This window comes from Aquabacterium sp. (assembly GCF_014378415.1).
In the GTDB taxonomy this organism is placed as follows: Bacteria; Pseudomonadota; Gammaproteobacteria; order Burkholderiales; family Burkholderiaceae_C; genus Aquabacterium.
Window position 1 is genome coordinate 1 of record NZ_JACMNS010000119.1, and the last position, 21,737, is coordinate 21,737.

At 62.5% G+C, this 21,737-nt stretch carries 13 protein-coding genes, 5 tRNA genes and 2 pseudogenes; 8 read left to right on the forward strand and 12 right to left on the reverse strand.

The window, feature by feature from the left end; genetic code table 11:
- From H7225_RS11090 to H7225_RS11110, 5 genes and pseudogenes are all read left to right on the forward strand, one after another.
- Positions 1 to 2,110 (forward strand): annotated as a pseudogene (locus H7225_RS11090) (heme utilization protein); the annotation flags it as partial.
- 175 nt (positions 2,111 to 2,285) lie between these two features.
- Entirely contained in the window at positions 2,286 to 3,044 is a 759-nt protein-coding gene (locus H7225_RS11095) for a DUF5672 family protein (protein WP_290661801.1), read from the forward strand.
- Positions 3,041 to 4,246: a hypothetical protein gene (locus tag H7225_RS11100; protein WP_290661803.1), complete on the forward strand. Its 1,206-nt coding sequence runs from the start codon at positions 3,041 to 3,043 to the stop codon at positions 4,244 to 4,246. The genes H7225_RS11095 and H7225_RS11100 overlap by 4 nt, the downstream gene beginning before the upstream one ends.
- Before the next feature lie 34 nt (positions 4,247 to 4,280).
- The gene (locus H7225_RS11105; protein ID WP_290661804.1) at positions 4,281 to 5,030 is read left to right on the forward strand and encodes a class I SAM-dependent methyltransferase; all 750 of its coding nucleotides are present in this window, start codon (positions 4,281 to 4,283) and stop codon (positions 5,028 to 5,030) included.
- A gap of 55 nt (positions 5,031 to 5,085) precedes the next feature.
- Entirely contained in the window at positions 5,086 to 5,781 is a 696-nt protein-coding gene (locus tag H7225_RS11110; protein ID WP_290661806.1) for a class I SAM-dependent methyltransferase, read from the forward strand.
- A gap of 150 nt (positions 5,782 to 5,931) precedes the next feature.
- Here H7225_RS11110 and H7225_RS11115 read toward each other — a convergent pair whose 3' ends face one another.
- From H7225_RS11115 to H7225_RS11140, 6 genes are all read right to left on the reverse strand, one after another.
- Complete coding sequence (locus tag H7225_RS11115) at positions 5,932 to 7,986, reverse strand: glycosyltransferase (RefSeq protein WP_290661808.1); 2,055 nt, start codon at positions 7,984 to 7,986, stop codon at positions 5,932 to 5,934.
- A 20-nt stretch (positions 7,987 to 8,006) separates the two neighbouring features.
- Positions 8,007 to 9,902, reverse strand: coding sequence for a tetratricopeptide repeat protein (locus H7225_RS11120; protein WP_290661810.1), 1,896 nt, complete (start codon positions 9,900 to 9,902; stop codon positions 8,007 to 8,009).
- A 172-nt stretch (positions 9,903 to 10,074) separates the two neighbouring features.
- Positions 10,075 to 11,292: a beta-propeller fold lactonase family protein gene (locus H7225_RS11125; RefSeq protein ID WP_290661812.1), complete on the reverse strand. Its 1,218-nt coding sequence runs from the start codon at positions 11,290 to 11,292 to the stop codon at positions 10,075 to 10,077.
- A gap of 88 nt (positions 11,293 to 11,380) precedes the next feature.
- On the reverse strand, positions 11,381 to 12,787 hold the full coding sequence (locus H7225_RS11130) for a TolC family protein (RefSeq protein ID WP_290661814.1): 1,407 nt from the start codon (positions 12,785 to 12,787) through the stop codon (positions 11,381 to 11,383).
- A gap of 2 nt (positions 12,788 to 12,789) precedes the next feature.
- A complete protein-coding gene (locus H7225_RS11135) occupies positions 12,790 to 14,022 on the reverse strand; it encodes an HlyD family type I secretion periplasmic adaptor subunit (RefSeq protein WP_290661816.1) in 1,233 nt (410 codons plus the stop codon).
- A gap of 10 nt (positions 14,023 to 14,032) precedes the next feature.
- Entirely contained in the window at positions 14,033 to 16,336 is a 2,304-nt protein-coding gene (locus tag H7225_RS11140; protein WP_290661818.1) for a type I secretion system permease/ATPase, read from the reverse strand.
- A 434-nt stretch (positions 16,337 to 16,770) separates the two neighbouring features.
- Between H7225_RS11140 and H7225_RS11145 the strand changes: the two genes are divergently transcribed.
- Together H7225_RS11145 and H7225_RS11150 are read left to right on the forward strand one after the other, a co-directional pair.
- Entirely contained in the window at positions 16,771 to 17,457 is a 687-nt protein-coding gene (locus H7225_RS11145) for an START domain-containing protein (RefSeq protein WP_290661820.1), read from the forward strand.
- Positions 17,458 to 17,562: 105 nt separating this feature from the next.
- Positions 17,563 to 17,901, forward strand: a pseudogene (locus H7225_RS11150) (hypothetical protein); the annotation flags it as partial.
- Positions 17,902 to 18,191: 290 nt separating this feature from the next.
- On the opposite strand, the gene H7225_RS11155 reads toward H7225_RS11150, so the two are convergent.
- Positions 18,192 to 18,265, reverse strand: a tRNA-Cys gene (locus H7225_RS11155).
- A gap of 90 nt (positions 18,266 to 18,355) precedes the next feature.
- Positions 18,356 to 18,431, reverse strand: a tRNA-Gly gene (locus tag H7225_RS11160).
- Positions 18,432 to 18,568: 137 nt separating this feature from the next.
- On the opposite strand from H7225_RS11160, the gene H7225_RS11165 reads away from it, so the two are divergent.
- Positions 18,569 to 18,658: transfer RNA gene (locus tag H7225_RS11165), tRNA-Leu, on the forward strand.
- A 64-nt stretch (positions 18,659 to 18,722) separates the two neighbouring features.
- On the opposite strand, the gene H7225_RS11170 is transcribed toward H7225_RS11165, so the two are convergent.
- The 4 genes from H7225_RS11170 to lon all read right to left on the reverse strand — a co-directional run bounded on the left by H7225_RS11170 (position 18,723) and on the right by lon (position 21,668).
- Positions 18,723 to 18,911, reverse strand: coding sequence for a hypothetical protein (locus H7225_RS11170; RefSeq protein WP_290661822.1), 189 nt, complete (start codon positions 18,909 to 18,911; stop codon positions 18,723 to 18,725).
- Positions 18,911 to 18,984 (reverse strand) — tRNA-Cys (locus H7225_RS11175). Before H7225_RS11175 ends, H7225_RS11170 begins: the two co-directional genes overlap by 1 nt.
- Positions 18,985 to 19,064: 80 nt before the next feature.
- Positions 19,065 to 19,140, reverse strand: a tRNA-Gly gene (locus H7225_RS11180).
- A gap of 95 nt (positions 19,141 to 19,235) precedes the next feature.
- Positions 19,236 to 21,668 carry an endopeptidase La gene (lon, locus tag H7225_RS11185; protein WP_290661824.1) on the reverse strand — a complete coding sequence of 811 codons (2,433 nt, stop codon included), beginning with the start codon at positions 21,666 to 21,668 and terminating at the stop codon, positions 19,236 to 19,238.
- Positions 21,669 to 21,737: the final 69 nt, after the last annotated feature.

A 21,737-nucleotide genomic window follows, 5' to 3' on the forward strand; every position in this document is an offset into this window, starting at 1 on the left:
CGCTGACCTGATCGGCCTGAACACCGCCGACATCCGCGCCCTGGGCACCTCGCAAGTGGCCGCCCTGATCACCGAGCAGATCGTCGCGCTGAACTCCAACCAGCTCTCGGCCCTGACCACCAGCCAGATCGGTGCCTTGACGACCACCCAGATCGTCGCCATCGAGACGGCCGACGTGAAGAACCTGAGCACGGCCCAGATCGCCGCCCTGAGCACCGCCCAGGTCACGGCACTGATCACTGAACAGGTCGCCGCCCTGACGACGGCCGAAGTTCGCGCCCTGACAACGACCAACGTCGCCATCATGAGCACCGTCCAGATCGTCGCGATGGACTCGGCGCAGCTGACGGCCCTGTCCACCAGCCAGATCGCGGTCCTGACCACGGCCCAGGTCGCGGCCATCGAAACCGCCGACCTGGCCGGCCTGAACACCGCCAGCATCCGCGCCCTGACCACGGCCGGTATCGCCGCCCTGACCACCGACCAGGTCGTGGCGATGAACTCCAGCCAGTTGTCGGCCTTGTCCACCAGCCAGATCCAGGTCATGACCACGAGCCAGATCGCCGCCATGGAAACGGCGGACCTGAAGGCCCTGGGCACATCGCAGATCGCGGCCTTCACCACGGCCCAGGTCGTGGCACTGACCACGACCCAGATCGATGCCATGACCACCGCCGAAGTCAGAGCCCTGACCACAGACGGTATCCACGCCATGAGCACGGATCAGATCGCGGCCTTCACGACCAGCGTCATGATCGCCTTGTCGACCAGCCAGATCGCGGCCTTCACCACGGCGCACATCGCGGCCCTGGCGACCGACCAGTTCGTGGCCATGACCACCGCGCAGTTCGCTTCTCTGAGCACCACGCACATCGCGGCCCTGACCACGACCGAGATCAGCGTGATCGAGACCGCCGACCTGCAGGCCCTGAACACCGTGCAGATCGGTGCCCTGACCACGGACGACATCGCGGCCTTCACCACGGCGCACATGGTGGCCCTGACCACGACACAGATCCACGGCCTGACCACCGACCAGATCCACGCCTTCACCACGACCGACCTGGTGGTGATGACCACGGCGCAGTTCCATGAGTTCACCACCACGCAGATCCAGGCGCTGAGCACCGACCAGATATCATCCATCACGACCACCGACATGGCGGCCTTGACGATGACGCAGGCCCTGGCCATCACGTCCACGCAGTTCGCCGCGCTGACCACGGAACAGACCAACGCCCTGTCCTCCGTCTCGCCAATGGTGCTGGACCTGAATGGCGACGGCGTCCACACCCTGTCGGCTGCCCACGGCACCCACTTCGACCTGAACGCCACCGGCCAGCACACCGCCGCGGGCTGGGTGTCCGCCACGGACGGCCTGCTGGTGATGGACCGTAACCACGACGGCATCATCAACAACGGCACCGAGTTGTTCGGCTCCGCCACCATCCTGTCCAACGGACAACGTGCGGGCACCGGCTACAACGCGATGCTGGACCTGGACAGCAACCACGATGGCAAGCTCAGCGCCGCTGACGCCCACTTCAAGGACCTGCGTGTCTGGGTGGACGCCAACAGCGACGGCCTGACCAACGCTGGCGAGCTCAAGACCCTGGCCAGCCTGGGCATCATCGAGCTTGACCTCACGGCCAAGTCCGGTACGGAAATGGACAACGGCAACCTGTTGGGCCTGGTCTCCAGCTACAAGACATCCGATGGCGCCAACCATGCCATGGCCGACGTCTGGTTCGCCAAGGACACCTCCAGCACGACCACCGCTGCCACGACCACCGCCACGGCCGACGACGCCGCGCACCACACCACGGTGCAGCAGGCCGCAGCGGCCACGGCGGGCGACCAGCCGGCCGAGGATGGCAAGGACAAGACCGCGCAGCACACCGCTGCGGCGGGCACAGCGGCCGAGCACCCGCTCGGGGTGAGTGCCCACGATCTGCTGTCCGACCGAGGGCATGACCTGCTCGCGGGCCACGCCGACCCAGCCGCCAGCCAGACGACGCTGACGGCGGCCGATGTCCACCACGAGTACCCGCTGGTGAGTGTCGACCACACCCAGCTGGTCGACGACAAGCAGAACAACCTGCTGATTTAAGGACCTAAGGACCTAAGGACCGAAACCGGGCCGGGAAGGCCCGAAAACCGCCAAAGCGCGAAACTGCGCCAGCCAAACGGGCTTTATCCGGGGCCAAACCAGCCTCGGATAAATGCACCATACGGAAAGGCACGGGAAGCATTCTTTTCCTGGCCCATGTCCAGGAGGGACCCGTATGCGCACCGTGGCCGTCGTCGTGCCGATCTACCAGGCACAGCTCAGCGCGCTGGAGCATTTCTCGCTCACGCACTCGCTGGCGCAGCTGCAGCCTGGGCGCACGGTGGTTTTCATCGGGCCAGAAGGGCTGGATTTCAGCGCCTACGCCGCTGACTTCCCCGGCATTCCTCTCCTGACTTTCGACCCAAGCAGCTTCCAGTCAGTGCAGGGCTACAGCCGCCTGCTCATGTCCAAGGCGTTCTACCAGCGCTTTGACGAACACGAGTTCATGCTGATCCTGCAGACCGACGCCATCCTGCTCAGGGATGAGCTCGGCGCCTGGTGCGCCCGCCCTTATGACTACGTCGGCGCCCCCTGGCCGGACGGGCTGGAGATCCTGGTCAACCTGGGCAAGTTCCAGGGCACCCTGGGCAAAAAGATCCGCACCCACGTCGGCAACGGCGGCCTGAGCCTGCGCCGCATCCGCAAATGCATCGCCCTGCTGGACGAATTCCCCGAGGCTGTCGACTTCTTCGACCGCACTGGCTCCAGCGAGGACCTGTTCTTCGGATTCATGGGCCCGGTCTCCCTGGACTTCGTCATGCCCAACGAGTTCACCGCCGCGACCTTCTCGCTGGAACTCAAGCCCGAGTACTACCACGCGGTCAACCAGCAACGCCCCCCCATGGGCGGCCACGCCTGGTGGAAATACAACCCCGCCTTCTGGCTGGACCTGTTGGGCCCCGATGGCGATGCCGTCCGCCCGCTCTTGCCATGAGCCAGCGCACCGTTTTCATCGAAGAGTCGAAAACGCCGATCTACCGGCGCATCGCCAACGCCCTGGGCGCCGAGCTGGTCCGCCACGGCATGGAGGTGATGGTCGTCAAGCCGGACGGCTTCAACACCGGCACCTTCCATGAATTCGTCGCCAGGCAAGGCGCGGCGGCCTACGTCTCCAACAGCGTGGGCAACGCCATCCAGGCCCGGATCCCTGGCAAGGACGAGTACTTTTTCGAGCGCTTTCCAGGCAAGGTGATCTTCCTGCACCAGGACGCCATCCTGGGCGGCGCCCACCTGCTGCCCGCCATCTCCAAGCTGCAGGCCTGGCAGCGCGTGGCCGAGCGCTCCACCCACCTGTGCATCGAGCCCGACAACGTGGCCGACCTGATCGCCCTGGGCATCAAGGCCAAGCTCGTGCCCCATGCCACCGAGATCGAGCCGGCCGAGCCCAGCACGGATGATTTCGGCTACGGCAGCACCTTCGTCGGCCACGTGGTCCCCAGCATGTACAGCCCCGCCTGCGCCCCCCCCAATGTCCAGAACCTGATCGACGAGGCCATGCGCCTGCGCCAGGCCGACATGGCAGCGCCGCTGGAGCCCCTGGTCAAGGCCTATGCAGAACAGGCGCTGGGTGGCCTGGGCAACCCGGCAGACCAGGCCGTGCTGCGCGTGGCCAGCGCTCAATGGCTGCGCAGCCAGATTACCAACCAGTCCATGCCCATGCGCGGCTGGGTGTTCGAAAACTGCACTGTTCAGCCCGTGGACATCTTCGGCGGCGACCCGGCCTATCTGCACAACGTGGACCGCAAGCTCGAGATCGTGCGCGCCGGCGTCAGCTACCACCCCGCCGTCTACGAACCCGCTGACGTGCAGCGCATCTTCAACAAGAGCCTGGTCAACGTCAACATCTCGTCCCTGCAGTTTGACCACGCCGTGGTCAACCGCTTCCACGATGTCACCATGGCCGGCGGCCTGTGCCTGACCGACACCCGCCAGGGCCTGCCTGAATTGACCCCGCTGCACGCCGAGGTTTCCTACCGGAACCTGGACGAGCTTCGCGACCGGATCGATCATTTTTCCCGTCCAGAAAACTTCCAGCAGCGCGCCCTGTTAGTCAAGGCCCTGCAAAAAGACATTACCCGCAACTCAGGCTATCCCCTGCTGGCGCGGGCCATCATCAGCACACTCGATGAGTTGTGAAAACCGTCCACCTTCAAGAACAACGGAGCCCACCATGGAACCCAAATCGATCGACACCCTGCACCGCACCAAGACCGGCAAGATCAGCGACAAGTGGGCGTCCTATCTGCCTTACTACGACACGCTGTTCGCCCCCCTTCGCGACCAGCCCATCCAGCTGCTGGAAATCGGCGTGCAGAACGGCGGCTCCCAGGAAACCTGGGCCCAGTACTTCCAGTCGGCCGAGCTCTTCGTGGGCTGCGACATCGACCCCAAGTGCGAAGCCCTGCGCTATGACGACCCGCGCATCAAGATCGTGGTGGGCGACGCCAACGGCGCACCGGCCTTCCAGAAGATCACCGCTTTGAGCACCGCCTTTGACATCGTGATCGACGACGGCTCGCACACCTCGCACGACATCATGCGTTCCTTCGTCAACTACTTCCCCCTGCTCAAGCCGGGCGGCGTGTTCGTGGTCGAAGACACCTGCTGCCTGTACATGGACGCCTTTGGCGGCGGCATCCTGAACGAATTCAACGCCTATGCATTCTTCAAGCGCCTGGTCGATGTGGTCAATTTCCAGTTCTGGAAGAACGACCTGAGCATCAGCAACTACCTGCGCAGCTACTTCGACCTGCGCTCGACCCCCGCCTTCATCCTGGACGGCTGGATCGAATCCGTCGAGTTCCGCAACTCCATCATCACCATCAAGAAGTCGCTGACACCCACGCACGAGAAGCTGGGCGAGCGCATCACGGTGGGCAGCGAAGCCCAGGTCCAGAACTGGGGCGGCAAGCTGCCCTGAAGCCTGAAGCCCATCGAACCGAACACCAACCTCATCAAAGAAACCGGATAAGCCCATGCATCCCACCGCACTGCAAAACTGCCAGCAATTCTTCGAAAGCTACGGCGAGGCCATCGCCCAGAAGGCGCCCCACGCCAAAGTGGTCGAGATCGGCTCCCAGGACGTCAATGGCAGCCTGCGCACCTACTGCCCGCCGCAGTTCGAGTACGTCGGCGTGGACTTCGTGGCCGGCAAGGGTGTCGACCTGATTCTGGAGGACCCCTACTCCCTGCCCTTCGAGAACGAATCAGTCGACGTGATGCTCTCCAGCTCCTGCTTCGAGCACTCCGAGATGTTCTGGGTGCTCTACCTGGAGATCATGCGCACCCTCAAGCCGGGCGGCGTGTTCTACCTGAATGTGCCCTCCAATGGCGAATTCCACCGCTGGCCCGTCGACTGCTGGCGCTTCTACCCCGACAGCGGCCGCGCGCTGGTCACCTGGGCCAAGCGCAACGGCATGAAGCCTGAGCTGCTTGAGTCCTACACGAGCACGCAAATTGGCGACCAATGGAATGACTTTGTCGCCGTGTTCGTGAAGGATGAGGCCCATGCGGCCCACTACCCGAACCGCATCCTGCACAAGAAAACCGACTACGCCAACGGACTGGTCTCCGGCCAGGCCGAATTCTCCAAGCTCAGCGCCATGCCCGAGGACAAGAAGAAGATGGCGGTGATCAAGCAGATCATCGACAACACGATCAAGGCGGTCTGATCGGCTGATCGCCCAGCGATCGCCAGCGCCCCGCGGCTTCTGCCCCGGGGCATTTTTTTTGCCTGGCCCATGAAACAAGCGCCCATGAAAAAGCGCCGACCGGGTCGACGCTTATCGGTGTCCTGCCGGACCCTCTCGGGCCCGCCCTGCTTACAGCCCGATCTTCAACTGCGCCCTGACCATGTTGCGGAACAGGTTCTTGTTCTTGCGCAGCATCTGCACCAGGGCCGGCGAAGTCTTCTGCTCGGGACTCAATTTGCGGAACACATAGGGCTTGCCCGCCGGATCTCCATTGCAGTCCTCCAGTTGCAGCCCCACCTCGTTGCCCATCATGGGCAGCAGGCCGCTCATGTCCTCGATCGAGGCCAGGTGCGTGGGCCAGAAGTCCTGCACACCATCGAAGCACTCCGAGATGAACAACAAGCCATCTTCGGCCAGCAGGCTGGACAGGTGGCCCAGGAAGCCCATCGGGTCGCTGACGTGCTCGATCACCTCCAGGCACACGATCACATCGTAGGTCTGGCCGGGGCTGACCTCGTTGATGACCTTGACCTTGCCCACATTCGGGCCGGCCTTGGCGTAATAGCTCTCGAAATTCTTGCGGGCAATCGCCGCGGTCACCGACGAGTCGAAGTCCATGTAGTCGACATCGAAACCCATGCCCGCCAAGCGCAGGGTGTCCGCGCCCATGCCGTCACCGAAAGCCAACGTCCGCAGCGGCCTGCCCGAGGAAGCCGCCTCGTCCTTCATCTTCGACAGGATGAAGGCGGCCATCAGCTGGCGGCCGGTGCTGTAGCACGTCGCGGCCAGCTCGATGGCAAAACCCGTGCCCTTGCGGTACAGGTTGTCCATCTGGCTGGACGGCGCGAAGGGCACCACGTCGTATTTGATGCAGTCGGCCATGACGGCCGCGCCCATGCGCGTGTGGTCCACGGCGATCAGCCGCTTGACCTCGGCCAGGGGCATGTCGGACACAAAGGCGATGTTCTCGGCGATCGTCTCCAGGCTCAGGTCGTCCAGGTTGATGGCACGGAAGAAGCCGCGGCCGTGGAAGAACTCGGCCGGCTTATCGCGGTAGCGTTCCACTGCCGTGTCCAGGGCCGTGGCCATCACCTTGGCCTGGTGGGCCGCGCTGACGCGGGGCAGCAGCTTGCTGTAGTTGTCCAGCGCCAGCGACTTGGCGGCCTGGTAATCGGCCATCACGCCCTCGATGGTGCGCACGCAGCGGTCGATGTCATCCACATCGAACAGGCAGCTGTCGGGCAGCATGCACTGCGGGCCGCCGCTGCGGCTTGCCACGACCGGGATGCCGCGTTCCAGCGCCTCGGTGATGGTCAGCCCGAAAGGCTCGGACGTGGCGCACACCAGGTTGATCGTCTTGCCTTCGACCACGTCGAAAGGACGGGGCGTGTGCCCATGCAACTTCACATGGTTACCCAGACCTCGGTACTGGATAGCAGCCTGCAGGCGCGGCGTCTGCGGCCCTTGGGTGCCGATGCAGTGCAGTACCACATGGTGGCCGCGCAGACGCAGGGCCTGCGTCACGGCCAGCGCCATCACCGGGTTCTTGCGGTTGCTTTGTACGCCCACGAACAGCAGCTGGAAAGGGTCCGCATCGCCCTGGCTCACCGGCTGGGCCGCTGCAAGCACTGGACGGGATTCGCCCGCGGAATAGGGGTACAGCACGCCGCAAGGCGTGTCGACAACCAACTCCTTGAACTGGTCCTGAACCGCCTCGGAGCAGCACAGCAGGTAGTCCGACGAGCGCGCCACCAGGCGCAGGTACGAGTTCGAGGGCATGCCGCTGGGCTGCATCTCGGAAGAGTCGACCATCAACTCGTGCACGAACATCACGTGCGGCTTTTTCATCACCGACGCCAGGACCGATCCATGCAGCACAACCGCCGTGTTGGTGAACACCAGGTCGATTTTGTACTTTTGCAGCTGGGTGGCCAGGTGCTTGAAGTCCTGCTGCGAGATCTGATAGAAGCTGGCCGGCGTGACATTAGGGCAAGAGGTCTGCATGGGCATGACCAGGCATTCGATCCTGTTGTCGCTGCACCATGTCACGAACTCGCCATTGCGGTCGGGCAACAGGACGGTGACGCCGTGACCCAGTTGCTGGATCAAGCGGATCGAATTCTTCAGTGCGGCTTCGGCGCCGCCAAGCGCCGTGCTGTGTGCCAGAACCAGGACGTTGAGCATGTCTATCCCCTTGTATTGAATCAGTTGGCGGCCATGCCGCCGAGTTCATCCTGCGCGCCGCCCAGCTCGCTCTGGCGCCACATGGACACATAGATGGCTTCCAGGTTGCGGCAGAAGCGCTCGGTATCGAAGAGCGCGTGGGTGGCCTGGTTGGCTCTGATCTTGGCGCGCGTGGCGGCCAGCAGCGCCGGGTCGGTGGCCAGCTTGAAAGCCAGGTCTTCGTAGCCCTGGGTCGAATCGGCCACCAGCTCCGGCATGCCGATGGCATGCAGCAGGCTGGCCGCCACGCGGGCTGGGAAGGCGCCCCCCATGAAGGTCACCACCGGCAGGCCGGCCATCAGGGCGTCGGCCGCGGTCGTGTGGGCGTTATAAGGGTGGGTATCCAGGAAGATGTCGGCCTGGCGATAGCGCGCCAGGTGGTCTTCCACCAGGGGCACACGGCCAGCGAACACCAGGCGCTCAGGGTCCACGCCACGCGCCTGGGCTTCCTTGCGCAGTTTGGCCTGCGAGGCCTGGCTCCGCGACATCAGCCACAGCACGCTGCCGGGCACCTTGCTCAACAAGCGCATCCACATGTCGAACAGCGGCGGGTTGATCTTGTAGTCGTGGCTGAAGGAGCAGAACACTACGCCGGTTTCGGGCAGGCCGCATTCCTGGCGCGTGGGCGTGCGCTCCGATATCTTCAGGCCCGCGTCGGTGGGCAGGTAGGCATCGGGCAAGTAGACCACCTTCTCGTTGTAGAAAGCCTGGTGCGCGGCCGGGATCACATGCTGGTCGGCAATGATGTAGTCGATGTAATTGGTGCCCAGCGTGCCCGGGTAGCCCAGGTAGTTCACCTGCGCCGGCACGGGCCGGTTGGCGAACACATCGGTGCGCGAATCGGAGGTGTAGCCAGCCAGGTCGACGGCCACGTCAATCTCCATCTCGCGCATCAGCTCGGCGATCTGGCGCGAGGTCATGAAGCGGGCGTCCACGAACTTGTCGAAGCAGGCCAGCATGCGCGAACGCAGGCGGCTCTTGTCGTCGATGCCCAGCGAGATCGCCACGGTTTCGAAGCGCGACTTGTCGTGGTGCTCGAAGATGCCGCACATCAGGTGGCCCACGGGGTGCTCGCGCAGGTCGGGCGACACATAGGCCAGGCGGATTTTTTTATGGCGATAACGCTCGCCGGTCCACAAGGGCTTTTTGGATTCAGGAAAGCGCGTGGCGAAGATCTGCGCACTGATCTGGTGGTCGCGGCTGTCGTCCGAGATCGCCATGAAAGGCAGGGATTTGCAACTGCGCTTGTGGGCCTTGATGCCCTCGATGATCTTGGCCGCGTTGGTGTCGAAATCGGTCCAGTCGCAGGCGTGCAGGCGCTCGTAGGCCAGCAGGCCCAGGCCGTAGTCATAGTCTGGGTTGACCTTGAGCAGGCGCTGGAACATGGCGATGGCCTCGTCGCTGCGCTTGAATTCGGTCAGGATGATGCCGCAGTTGCCCAAGGCCGCTTCGTAGTCCGGCTTGATGGTCAGCAGGCGCTGAAAGCGTTCCAGCGCCTCCAGGTGGCGCTGCTGGTCACGCAGCAACACACCGCTGTTGAGCAGCACTTCGGTGTATTCAGGGTTGAGCGCCAGGGCCTTGTCGTAGCTGCCCAGGGCCTCGGCCACGCGGCCGGTCGACTGCAGGGCATTGGCATAGGCCATCCACAAAGGGGCAAAGCCAGGGCAGCCCACCACGCCGGGTGCCAGCAACTCGATCGCCTGCGCATGGTCGCCGCGTTGCAGCAGGATCACCGCCAGCGAGTACAAAGCCGCGCCGTCGAAGGGGTGGCTGAGCAGGTAACCGCGGAACAGGGTTTCCGCCTCGGCGATCTGGCCCTTGTTCTGCAGCTCGATCCCACGGATCAAGGCCGAGGGGTCGCTGGTGAGGACCGGCACGGCTGCTACGGTCGGTGGCGCGCGGTGCGATGGCACTGCGGCATGAGTCTGATTTCCCATCATGTGGCCCTTTGACACGGCGCTATCGCCGCGACATCCAGCTTAGATGAGGCAGAAGTTCACGACTCCAGACAACAAAGCGGTGAAAACCGATCAAATCCAGACTGGATCGTCATTTGGTGATCAGGATGAAATCCGATGTACTGGTACCGGAAAGAAGCGGATCTGCGGGGAACGGCGACCCTGACATCGCAGTCAAAGCCCCCGTGCCACCGATGGTATAGCCCGCCACCCCGCCACCGTTCAGCAGGCTGGCATAGACAAACTTGCCGGCAGGGTCGGCGGCCACATAGGTGGGACCGGCCGCCAGGGGCGCCGGGATGGACGCGTTGGAGATGAGTGTGAGGCGCCCGAGGCCCGCACCGCCCGACCCTATCGAGTAGGCGCCCAAGTTGTTGGTGGACCGCTGAGACACATAGGCATAGCGACCATTGGGCTCGACCGCTACCCCTGTCGGAGTGGACCCAGAGGCACTAGACGACTGGACGAAGGCCAGCATCCCAGTGGAGCTGATCGAAAAGACCCGGACGCTGTCTCCGGTTTCGTTCGACACGTAAGCATATGAGCCGGACGGCGCCACAGCAATGCTGTTCGGATGGGCATCCGACAGCACCGACCCCAACAAGGTCAAGGCGCCAGGCGTCAGGCTCGGACTGGACGCGCTGTCGATGGAAAACATGGTGACCGTGCTGGACGTGGCATTGGCCACATAGACGAATTTGCCCGACGGATCGACCGTGACCGACTGCGGCTTGATATCGCCGGGCGAAAGGGCGAACGGCGAGCCGGTCACTGCAACCAGGGCGCCCGTGGTCGTGTTGCGCACATACGCGGACACTGTGTTGCTGCCTGCATTGGCCACGTACACATAGCGTCCGCCGGGCTCGATGGCCACCGAGATCGGCTGGACACCAGCAGGTATCGGCGTGAACGCAGCTGTCAAGGCCCCTGTGGTGTTGTCGATGGTGAAAATAGAAATGCTGTTGTTTGCCAAGCCCACGCCGGTATTACCCGAATTGGTCACATAGGCAAACTTCACCAGGGGATCGACCGCGATCGAAGAAGGCGTGGACCCGGTGGCCCAGGTCCAGATCGTGTCCATGGGCGTCAAAGCGCCTGTCGTGGCATCGACTTTGTAGCCTGACACCCTGTCGGCATTGGCGTGCACCACATACGCAAACCTGGGCGGCGCAATACCCGCCACCGGGATGAAGCCTGGGTCTTGGGCGGCGGCTGGGCCGCCATAGGGTGTGTCACCGCCACTGCAGGCAGCCAACACCAGGGAAGCCAATCCGACCAACAGCAAGCTGCCCAGCGAATGTCTTTTCATATTGCCAATGCCATGGTTTGCAGACCTTTGACGCTTTGATTATGCGACGTCCTGCTCTTTATCGGGTGTTGGCACCCCAGCTTGATACTCATGGCCGTTGTAGTTGTTGTTCTGGCAACAGCCAGGCCGACAGGCCAGTGCCCATGGACCGCATCTGGGCGCTGGCGGCAAAGCCATCGTGCAGTGCGTTGACATAGGCGATGCGCAGACCGAAGTGGTCGGCCTCGGCGGACATCACGTCGAACAGCGAGCGCTTGCCCAGCTGCGACCATTGCTGAAACGTGAAATTGCGCACACGTTCGCTGTCTCGCAGCACGTCCACATAGCGCTTGGCCCGCTCCATCGAGGTGGTCGCGATGTCGTAGATCTCGGCGGTGCGGGCAAACTTCGAGGCCAGCAGCTCGGCCAGTTGCTGGCGCGCCGATTCCGCGCGCTTGGACGCGGCAGACGAGGCCGCCTTGTCCGAGAAGCCATTGAACAGGCTGTAGGACACGCTGACCCCGGCCTGCCACGACGACACCTTGTTGGACAGGCCCTGCACGCCCTCGGTCTTGCTCAGGGCCCAGTTGACCTGGGGCTTCTGCCCGGCCACGACAGCTTTGGCATAACTGTCCAAGGCATCGGCCTGGGTGCGCAGCTGCTGCGCATCATTGCCGAACTCGATCTGGCGGTTGATCTCCCCGATCTCGGGTATGGCGGCCAGGGGCACGGTGATGCCATCGCCCAGCGACAGCTTGTCGCCGATGAGCTTGCGCAGTCGGAACTCGATCTGGCGGCTTTGGGCCAGGGCCGCATCGCGCGACAACTCGGTCTGAGACTGCGTCTTGCGCGCCTGGACCAGTTCGCTGGCGCGGCCCTTGTCCTCCGACACGATGCCTTCCAGCGCCTCGACCAAGCAGCTCATCTTGCGCACATACTGTTGATAGACCTGTGCCTGCAGGCGGAAGCGGTTGCGCTCCAGTGCCGTGCTGACGGCCTCCAGCACCACCTGCTCCTGCGTCACGGCCGCGCCGTACTTGGCCGAGCCGGCCAGCTGGCTGCGCCATTCGGTCAACTTGTTCTGGCGACCAAAGTCATACAGATTCGACGACACGTTCAGCGACAGGCTGTGCTGCGTGCCCTTCGCGGCCGTCACGCCATCCACCGTGGTGTGGGTCGGGCCGGCCGAGCCGCTGACGCTGACCTGCGGATAGCGTGCGCCCTTGGTTTCGTCCAGGTCGAAAGCGGCGGCCTCGGCCAGCAGGCGCGCCGCGCCCACTTCGGCACTGCGCTTGGCCGCCTCCTTGGCAATCAGCTGCAACTGGGTCATGGGGTCCAGGGGCGCTTCCACCTCGAACTTGGGCGCAGGGGCCGCCCTGGCGCTTGCCTTGGAGTGGTCGACGCCCACATCGTCCGTGCAACGGGCCAGCGCGGCATCGCTCCACATCAGACCGGTGAGCGCGGATGCCAGCAGGGACACCTTCAAGGTTTGAAAGGCAACAACTGTCTTCTTCATGGCTAACGTTCCCGGAAGGCTTCCTGTGACTTGATCATCGGCATGAGCATGTACTCCAGCACCGAGCGCTCGCCGGTGCGCACCTCGATCGATGCCGTCATGCCGGGCATCACCATCAGGGGCTTTTTACCCTGATGCAAGGTGGATTGGTCCGACCGGATCAAGGCCCGGTAGTAGGTGGTGTCCTGGGAGACCGCCTTGGCCTCTTCGCCCAGGGCGTCCGGACTGATGTAGTCGATCGTGCCCTTTAGCCCGCCATAGACGTAGTAGTCATAGGCCGACAGCTTGACAGTGACTGGCAGGCCCACGCGCACGAAGCCGATGTCGGACGGCTTGATGCGGGCCTCGATCAGCACGCGCGGCCCGATCGGCAGGATCTCCATGATCGGACCACCGGCCGGCACCACGCCGCCCACCGTGCCGATGCGGATGTTCTTGACCAGGCCATGCACCGGCGATTTCAGCGTGGTGCGGGTCAGCACGTCCTGCTTGACCACCATCTGCTCTTCCAGCTGCGCCAGTTCGGTGCGGGACTTGACCAGCTCGGTGCTGGCTTCTTGCCGGAAGCGGTTGATGCGCTCCTGGATCTGCAGGGTCAGGTCATTGCCCTGCCGCTGCAGGCGCATGACCTCGACCTCGGACATCAGGCCCTTGGCCGACATGCGCTGGGCCATGGCCAGCTCCCTGTTCAGCAGGGCTAGGCTGCGGCGGTTCACGGTCACGCCCTCCTCCAGCGCCTGGCGGCGCGCGGCATACGATTCGGTCTCGCCCTGCACGATATTGGGCTGGGCCAGCACCTCGGGCGGAAACAGCAGGCGCCGACCTGTGGACTCGGCCACCAGGCGGGCCAAAGTGGCCTTGACCGACAGCAGCTTGGCTTCGCCTTCGTTCTGTTGCGCCTCGAAGCGCGTGGGGTCCATCTGGAGCAGGTCCTGCCCCTTCTCGACCATCATGCCTTCGCGCACCAGCATCTTGCGCAGGATGCCGCCTTCCAGGCTGGCGATCACCTGCTCGCGGCCATCGGCCACCACGCGGCCCTCGGCCTTGGTGACCTGGTCGACCCGGGCCACGGTGGCCCAGACGATGGCCGTGATGACCGCCGTCAGCATCAGGTACAAAGACCATGAAGCACGCGGTGTGGCCTCATTGAGCTGCGCTTCCTTGACGCCCGACAGGAATCGTTCGTCACCGGGAAAGTAGTTGCCCTGGACCTGTTTGTCGGCGTGTGACGACATCTGCCCTCCCCTACATCCCGCCAGCAGCGGACAGCTCACGCCGCGCTTGGGGAGCCTCCGCCGTGACAGACTGGGGTGAAGCGGCGGGCACAGGTCGACCGGCCAACAGGGCGAGCACGTGGGCCTTCGGGCCATCGGCCAGGATCTTGCCGGAATCGACCACGATCACGCGGTCGACCACGTCCAGCAAGGCTGGGCGGTGGGTCACCACCACGAGGGTCTGGCCATCCACGGCCGTGCGCAGGTGGTTGATGAAGCTGGACTCGGCTTGTGCGTCCATCGAGCTGGTGGGTTCGTCCATCAGCAAAATCTGCGAGCGGGTCACCAGGCAACGCGCCAGGGCCACGAGCTGACGCTGGCCGCCCGAGAGCAGCGCACCCATCTCGCCCACCGGCAGGTCATAGCCCATCGGGTGGCCGGCGGCCAGCTTGTCCAGGCCGGTCAGGCGCGCCACGTGGATGAAGTGGTTCATGTCCGCGTTGGCGCGGCCCAGCATCACATTGTCTTTCAAGGTGCCGTGGAACAGCCTGGGCTCTTGCGAGACAAAGCCCACGTGCGTGCGGAAGTCGGTGGGAACAATCTGGCGCAGGTCGATGCCGTCCACGTCCACGAAGCCTTCGGTGGGCTGGTACAGGCCACCCAGCAGGCGCAAGATGGTGGACTTGCCGCTGCCGATCTTGCCCAGGATGGCCACACGCTCGCCCGGCATGATCTGCAGGCTCACACCCTTGAGCACCTTGGGCGCATGCTCGTTCTTGCCCTTGGGGTAGGAAAAGCTCACATCGTGCAGGCCCACCTGGCCGGTCAGCGAAGGCCGCGACAGATAGCGCTTGCCAGGCTCGCGCTCGGTCGGCAGGGCCATCAGCTGGTTCAGCGACATCAAGGCGGCCTTGGCCCCCTGATAGCGCCCTGCCAAGGCCACCACCGAGGTCAGCGGCGCGATGGCGCGACCCGCGAACATCACCGCCCCGATCAACGCGCCACCGGAAATCTTGTTCTCCTCGATCAACAGCACACCCCAGATCAGCATGATCACCGTCACCAGTGGCTGAATGACCATGGTGAAATTGCTGACCCAGCTGGCCACGGCGCGCGACTGCAAAGAGGTTTGCGCCGCAGCGGCGTTGGCTTCCTCGTAGCGGGTCGAAAAATAGCCTTGCGCGCCAGCGGCACGCACGTCCTCCATGCCCTCGACGGCCTCCACCAGCACACCCTGCAAATTGGCATGCTGGCTCATATTGGCCGTCATCATGCGGCGCAGGTATTTCTGGATGCCCCATGACAGGCCGAACACCAGCGGCACGGCCACCAGCAGCACGGTCACCAGCGGGCCGGCGATCACATAGGTCATCGCCACGAACAGAATGATGAACGGCATGTCGGTCAGCACCGAGATGCTGGCCGAGGCCGTGAACTCCCGCACCACCTCGATCTGCCCCAGGCGGTGGGCAAACGATCCCGCCGACTCAGGCCGGTGCTCCAGCCGGATGGCCAGCGCCTGGTTGAACAGCATGTTGCCCAGCTTCAGGTCGGCTTTCTTGCCGGCCATGTCGATCAGGTAGCTGCGCAACTGGCGCGCCACCAGGTCAAAGGCGATGCCCAGCAAGGTGCCCGCGCCCAGCGACCACAGGGTGACGAGCGCTTTGTTGGGGATGACTTTGTCGTACACCACCGAGGTGAAGAACCCCGTCACCAGCATCAGCACATTGCTGAGCAAGGCGGCCAGCATGGCCGAGCGGTAGTACGGCACATAGTTCTTGAGCGTGGACCACAGCCAGTGGGAATCAGAATCCGACTCGACTTCGGGCGTGCCATGGCGCATGCCGGCACGCAGGGCAGCTACCAGCGTGTAACCGGAGTACTCGGGCAGCAGCTCCTCTTCGGTGGCGGTGCAGATTTCGTTGTCCGCGCCGGGCATGATCACTTCAAAGCGAACACCACCAGCGCGTTTGGAGCGTTCGCCCACACGACGCGTCACAATGCAGGCATCGCCGTTTTTCAGCAGCAGCACCACCGGCATCAGCAAGGTCAGGATTTTGCTGGGCGGGCGCCGCACCAAGGTGGCACTGAAGCCCGCCTGGCGCATCAACTGCACCGCCTGAACGGCCGTCATGGGCCCGTTCAGTTGCATGCCATTGAGCAGGGACGCGGTGGTGCGGTCCACGCCATGGTGGCGGCACAGCCAAAGCAGCGCCTCCAGCACGGGATCAGTGGGCGTGGGCCCGTAGGAAGAAGGCGCACCCTCGCCTTCCGTCTGAGACTGCTCTAGCAGCTCATTCGGATCGGCCAAACCAGGGTCAACTGCGTCTTCCACCTAGGAAACTCCTTCATGTCGTACCTCTGAATGCTAGAGATCGACCGTCAGGACTTAAAGCGCAATAAAACCCCGTTGACCCGTCATTTCTGAGACTGACTCAGGACAAGAGACTCATCTCGGCCTGGTTTTCGGCCACCGCTGCCGATTCGGGCCGGCGCGCCTCGCATCTTTTACGCCCCGGCGCTGGCCGACGACGGCCCTCACCGGCAGGGCAATTGCATGAAGGCACCGCGCATATTGCCCATAGACTTCGGACACGCCGGCAGTTAACACCTGTCGCAGTCACTTACAGGGAGAGCACCAATGCGAGGGTCATCTTGCTGACCAAAACTTGCGCATTTGAGCCTTGAAGCTCAAACGTAAGTCACTCAACTGGGCCACTCCTGCTCACTCAGCCAAGCGATGTTCGCCCCACGCGGAAAGGAAATTTAATGCGCATTTTCACCACCACACTGATTGCGCTCGCAGTCGCCTCGGTCTCGACATTTGGCCGCGCAGCGGATTGGCAGCCCACGAAAGAAATCGACGGTGTGCAGCTTTACGCCAAGAACGATCCGAACGAAGGGCTTAAATCCTTCAAAGGCGTGATCAGGATCAAGGCCACCATGAAGCAGGCCTTTGCGGCTGTACTCGTGCGTGAGTCCTTCCACGAATGGGTCTTCAACATGCTCGAAGACAGGACACTGCCTACAGACAACGCCGACCAGTCCTACTGCTATATCTGGATCAAAGGCGTATGGCCGACGAGCGATCGGGATACCGTTGCCCGAGTAACCGTGGAGCAAGATCCCAAGACCCTTGCGGTGGCTGTCGTGGCCAAAAGCACCGAACAAAACCGCGTTTCGCTACAGAAGGACCGCGTGCGCATGACGAACATGTATTCGGGGTTCACGGTCATTCCCATTTCCGCCACGGAAACAGAGGTTCAACTTGAAGGTGTCGCCGATCCCGCTGGCAACATCCCGAACTTCGTCACGAACATGGTCGCTGGCGATCTTCCGGCCAAAACACTGACCGCACTCAAGGCCAGGCTTGAAGCGGGGAAAGTCAATGTCAGCGTGTTAGAGACAGTGCCTTTTGCGCAGCTGTCCATGCAGAAGATCAAGCTCCCTCAGTGAGGCTGGAATGCCCCCCAGGGCGTGTTAACGCCGACCGAAAACTGAGCCTAGTATTTTACCTACCCTGCTGTTTTTTTCAGCAAGGGAATGAAGAACGTGATCACCATGGACATGATTGGCAAGGTACGGCGCATGCACCGCCGTGACAAGAAGACGAAGCGTGAAATATCGAGGGCCACAGGCCTGTCGAGGAACACGGTGGCCAAGTGGCTGAGCGAGGCTCAGCCGATCGAGCCCTAGTACCGCCGCGAGTCGGCCAATGCCACGAAGCTGTCGGCGCATGAAACCAAACTCAAGCTGGTGGTCTATCCCAGCCAAGGGCACGAGATGCTGTTTGATGCCCACGCGCGCAGCTTCGCGGCGCTGGGCGGGGTGGCACGCCGAGGCATCGACGACAACATGAAGGCGGCGGTCGACAAAGTCAAGAATGGCAAGGGGCGCGTGGAGAAGGAGTTGCCTTGGAGACCACGCTGCAACGACACGGCACGCTACGACAGCCTGCGCGCGGCCAGCCATGTGCAGGAGGCCGACCATGCGTGAACTGGACCAGCGTATCAAACCAAAACCGCGTTCTCACAGCCAGATTTGTGCGGATCCTTGCAGCCGCCAACAGTTGGGGGAATTTGAAGTGACCATCGGGGTGGAGCACCCCCTCACCCCCATGCCACCGTGAGGTCCTGAAATGGGACAGCCCACCGCGCTTTCAGCGCTGATGGGCTCGTTCAACCACTGTTTGGAGGCGCGACCCGGAGTCGAACCGGGCTAACCGGATTTGCAATCCGGGGCATAACCGCTTTGCTATCGCGCCATGAATTTGCAGGATTTTTTACAAAAAAAGGAAGCCTGTGGTGTCACGAGGCTTCCTTTTTGAGGATCCGCCTGAAGGCGAATCGAATACTGGAGCGGGAAACGAGACTCGAACTCGCGACCTCAACCTTGGCAAGGTTGCGCTCTACCAACTGAGCTATTCCCGCATCGCTGTCAACTGCACTGCAGTCATCAACCAAGACCGCTAATATACACTTTTTTTGGCCCTCTTAACAAACAGGTCGCATCAAAGTCACACAAAGGCAGCCTGCACTCACGACCGCGAGGATTACACTCACCCCGTGCCCCGGTGGTGAAATTGGTAGACACTGCAGACTTAAAATCTGCCGCTCGCGCAAGCAGCGTACCGGTTCAAGTCCGGTCCGGGGCACCACCAAGGCTGGATCGATACGAAGACACCCAGGCGCCAAACAGTTTGATCCTGCGGCTGTACACCGTCAAGCGATCACTCCCCCCACAAACACCTTGCCATTGGCCACCACAGGCCTGTTGAACTTGACGAAGCTTCCCATCGCGCCCTCGACAACCTGATCACTTGAATCGCAAAAGGGAGAGAACGATGTGCGGCGGCATGCTTTACGCGTGCGCTCTACCGGAAATCTACCGGGATGATTGATGGATTTCATGGAGGCGCGACCCGGAGTCGAACCGGGCTAACCGGATTTGCAATCCGGGGCATAACCGCTTTGCTATCGCGCCTCAGGACAAACAATCGCCAATCACCATGGCTGATGCAAAAAAGGGAAGCCTTCGTTAAAACGTGGCTTCCCTCTGCATTCTGGAGCGGGAAACGAGACTCGAACTCGCGACCTCAACCTTGGCAAGGTTGCGCTCTACCAACTGAGCTATTCCCGCATCGACCAACTGCATTGTAAGCAATCAGCGAAGACCTGAACTATACACCTTTTTTAAGGGCTTCATCAAGCTTCGCTGATTTTTGGCACCACAGTTCAGTGCTTCACGGCCTCTGTTGAAATCGGGGGAACGGCCGCCGTTGCGGGTGCAGCATCCGGCTTGACTTCAACCTTGGCCTCTTCTTCAGGCAAAGGCATGGGCATGCGCTCCAAAGCGATTTCCAGCACCTTGTCGATCCACTTGACAGGCACGATCTCGATGGCGCTCTTGACGTTCTCTGGGATCTCCTGAAGGTCCTTCACATTCTCTTCAGGGATGAGCACCGTCTTGATGCCACCGCGGTGCGCGGCCAACAGCTTCTCTTTCAAGCCGCCGATGGCCGTGATCTCACCTCGCAGCGTGATCTCGCCCGTCATGGCCACAGAGGCCCTGACCGGGATGCCCGTGAGCACCGACACCAGGGCTGTCGCCATGGCTGCACCGGCGCTGGGGCCGTCCTTGGGCGTGGCGCCGTCGGGCACGTGGATGTGGATGTCGCGTTTCTCGAACATCTCATCCTTGATGCCCAGGCGGGCAGCCCGGCTGCGCACCACCGTGCGGGCAGCCTCAACCGACTCCTTCATCACATCGCCCAGCGAACCGGTGCGGGTGATGACACCCTTGCCCGGCATGCTGGCCGCTTCGATGGTGAGCAGATCGCCGCCCACTTCCGTCCATGCCAAGCCAACCACCTGACCGACCTGGTTGTCCTTCGTCGCCTGACCGTAGTCGTAGCGGCGCACGCCCAGGAAGTCGTTCAGGTTCTCTTCCGAGACCACGACCTTGCCGGTGTATTGCTTCAGCGTCAGGCCCTTGACCACCTTGCGGCAGATCTTGGAGACCTCGCGCTCAAGCGAACGCACACCAGCTTCGCGGGTGTAGTACCGGATCACGCCACGGATGGCGGACTCGGCCACTTCCAACTCTTCATCTTTCACGCCGTTGTTCTTGCGCTGCTTGGGCAGCAAGTACGTCTGCGCGATCGACACCTTCTCGTCCTCGGTATAACCCGCCAGGCGGATCACTTCCATGCGGTCAAGCAAAGCAGGCGGGATGTTCAGCGAGTTGGACGTGGCCACAAACATCACGTCAGACAAGTCGAAATCGACCTCGATGTAATGGTCGCCGAAGGTGTGGTTTTGCTCAGGGTCGAGCACTTCCAGCAGGGCCGACGAGGGGTCGCCCCGGAAGTCCATGCCCAGCTTGTCGATCTCGTCCAGCAGGAACAGCGGATTGCGCGTGCCGACCTTGGACAGCGATTGCAGGACCTTGCCCGGCATCGAGCCAATGTAAGTGCGGCGGTGCCCACGGATCTCGGCCTCGTCACGCACGCCACCCAGGGCCATGCGAACGAACTTGCGACCAGTGGCGCGAGCAATCGACTGCCCCAGCGAGGTCTTGCCGACACCCGGAGGACCAACCAGGCACAGGATGGGCGCCTTGAGCTTGTCCACGCGTTGTTGCACAGCAAGATACTCAAGGATGCGTTCCTTAACTTTATCGAGGCCGTAGTGATCTTGGTTCAGCACGTCCTCGGCATTGGCCAGGTTGTGCTTGATCTTGGTCTTTTTGGACCAGGGCAGCGCCACGATCGTGTCGATGAAGTTGCGCACCACGGTGGCCTCAGCCGACATGGGCGACATCAGACGCAGTTTCTTGAGCTCGGCATCAGCCTTCTTGCGTGCCTCTTTGGGCATGCGCGCGGCTTCGATCTTCTTGGCAAGCTCTTCGAGGTCAGCGCCCTCTTCGCCCTCACCCAGCTCTTTCTGGATGGCCTTGACCTGTTCGTTCAGGTAGTACTCGCGCTGCGATTTTTCCATTTGGCGCTTGACGCGGCCACGGATGCGCTTTTCAACCTGCAGGATGTCGACTTCGTGCTCAAGCTGCTCCAGGAGCTTCTCGAGGCGTTGCGAGACCGAAAACAAGTCCAGCACCGATTGCTTGGCTTCCAGCTTCAAAGGCAGGTGAGCGGCAATGGTGTCGGCCAGGCGGCCAGCGTCGTCGATGCCGGAGATCGAGGTGAGGATCTCGGGCGGGATCTTTTTGTTGAGCTTGACGTATTGGTCGAACTGTTGCGTCACGGCGCGGCGCAGGGCTTCGACTTCAGGCGTGACGTTGGCTTCAGGCTGCACGGGCACGACCACGGAGGTGAAGAACTCACCTGAATCGTCGATCGACGACGTGTTGGCGCGCTGCACACCTTCAACCAGCACCTTGACGGTGCCATCGGGCAATTTCAGCATCTGCAAGATGCTGGAAACGCAGCCGATTTCAAACATGTCCTCGGCCTTGGGTTCGTCCTTGCCTGCCGCTTTTTGAGCAACTAGCATGATCTGACGACCGGCTTCCATGGCAGCTTCTAGGGCCTTGATGGACTTGGGGCGACCCACAAAAAGCGGAATCACCATGTGGGGAAAGACGACCACATCGCGCAACGGCAGAAGCGGCAGGCTGATGGGATCAGAGGGAAGGATGGGATGTCCTGACATGATGGCCTTTCTTTGTCAGAGTCCGAGATTGGGCTCCAAAACCAAAACACAAGGGCGTCGGGTGAGCGA

What these genes read in the sequence shown, in the direction of transcription:
- H7225_RS11095 (WP_290661801.1), top strand. Translation starts at nt 2,286, where the DNA reads ATGCGCACCGTGGCCGTCGTCGTGCCGATCTACCAGGCACAGCTCAGC.
- H7225_RS11100 (WP_290661803.1), top strand. Translation starts at nt 3,041, where the DNA reads ATGAGCCAGCGCACCGTTTTCATCGAAGAGTCGAAAACGCCGATCTAC.
- H7225_RS11105 (WP_290661804.1), top strand. Translation starts at nt 4,281, where the DNA reads ATGGAACCCAAATCGATCGACACCCTGCACCGCACCAAGACCGGCAAG.
- H7225_RS11110 (WP_290661806.1), top strand. Translation starts at nt 5,086, where the DNA reads ATGCATCCCACCGCACTGCAAAACTGCCAGCAATTCTTCGAAAGCTAC.
- H7225_RS11115 (WP_290661808.1), bottom strand. Translation starts at nt 7,986, where the DNA reads ATGCTCAACGTCCTGGTTCTGGCACACAGCACGGCGCTTGGCGGCGCC.
- H7225_RS11125 (WP_290661812.1), bottom strand. Translation starts at nt 11,292, where the DNA reads ATGAAAAGACATTCGCTGGGCAGCTTGCTGTTGGTCGGATTGGCTTCC.
- H7225_RS11130 (WP_290661814.1), bottom strand. Translation starts at nt 12,787, where the DNA reads ATGAAGAAGACAGTTGTTGCCTTTCAAACCTTGAAGGTGTCCCTGCTG.
- H7225_RS11135 (WP_290661816.1), bottom strand. Translation starts at nt 14,022, where the DNA reads ATGTCGTCACACGCCGACAAACAGGTCCAGGGCAACTACTTTCCCGGT.
- H7225_RS11145 (WP_290661820.1), top strand. Translation starts at nt 16,771, where the DNA reads ATGCGCATTTTCACCACCACACTGATTGCGCTCGCAGTCGCCTCGGTC.
- H7225_RS11170 (WP_290661822.1), bottom strand. Translation starts at nt 18,911, where the DNA reads ATGAAATCCATCAATCATCCCGGTAGATTTCCGGTAGAGCGCACGCGT.
- lon (WP_290661824.1), bottom strand. Translation starts at nt 21,668, where the DNA reads ATGTCAGGACATCCCATCCTTCCCTCTGATCCCATCAGCCTGCCGCTT.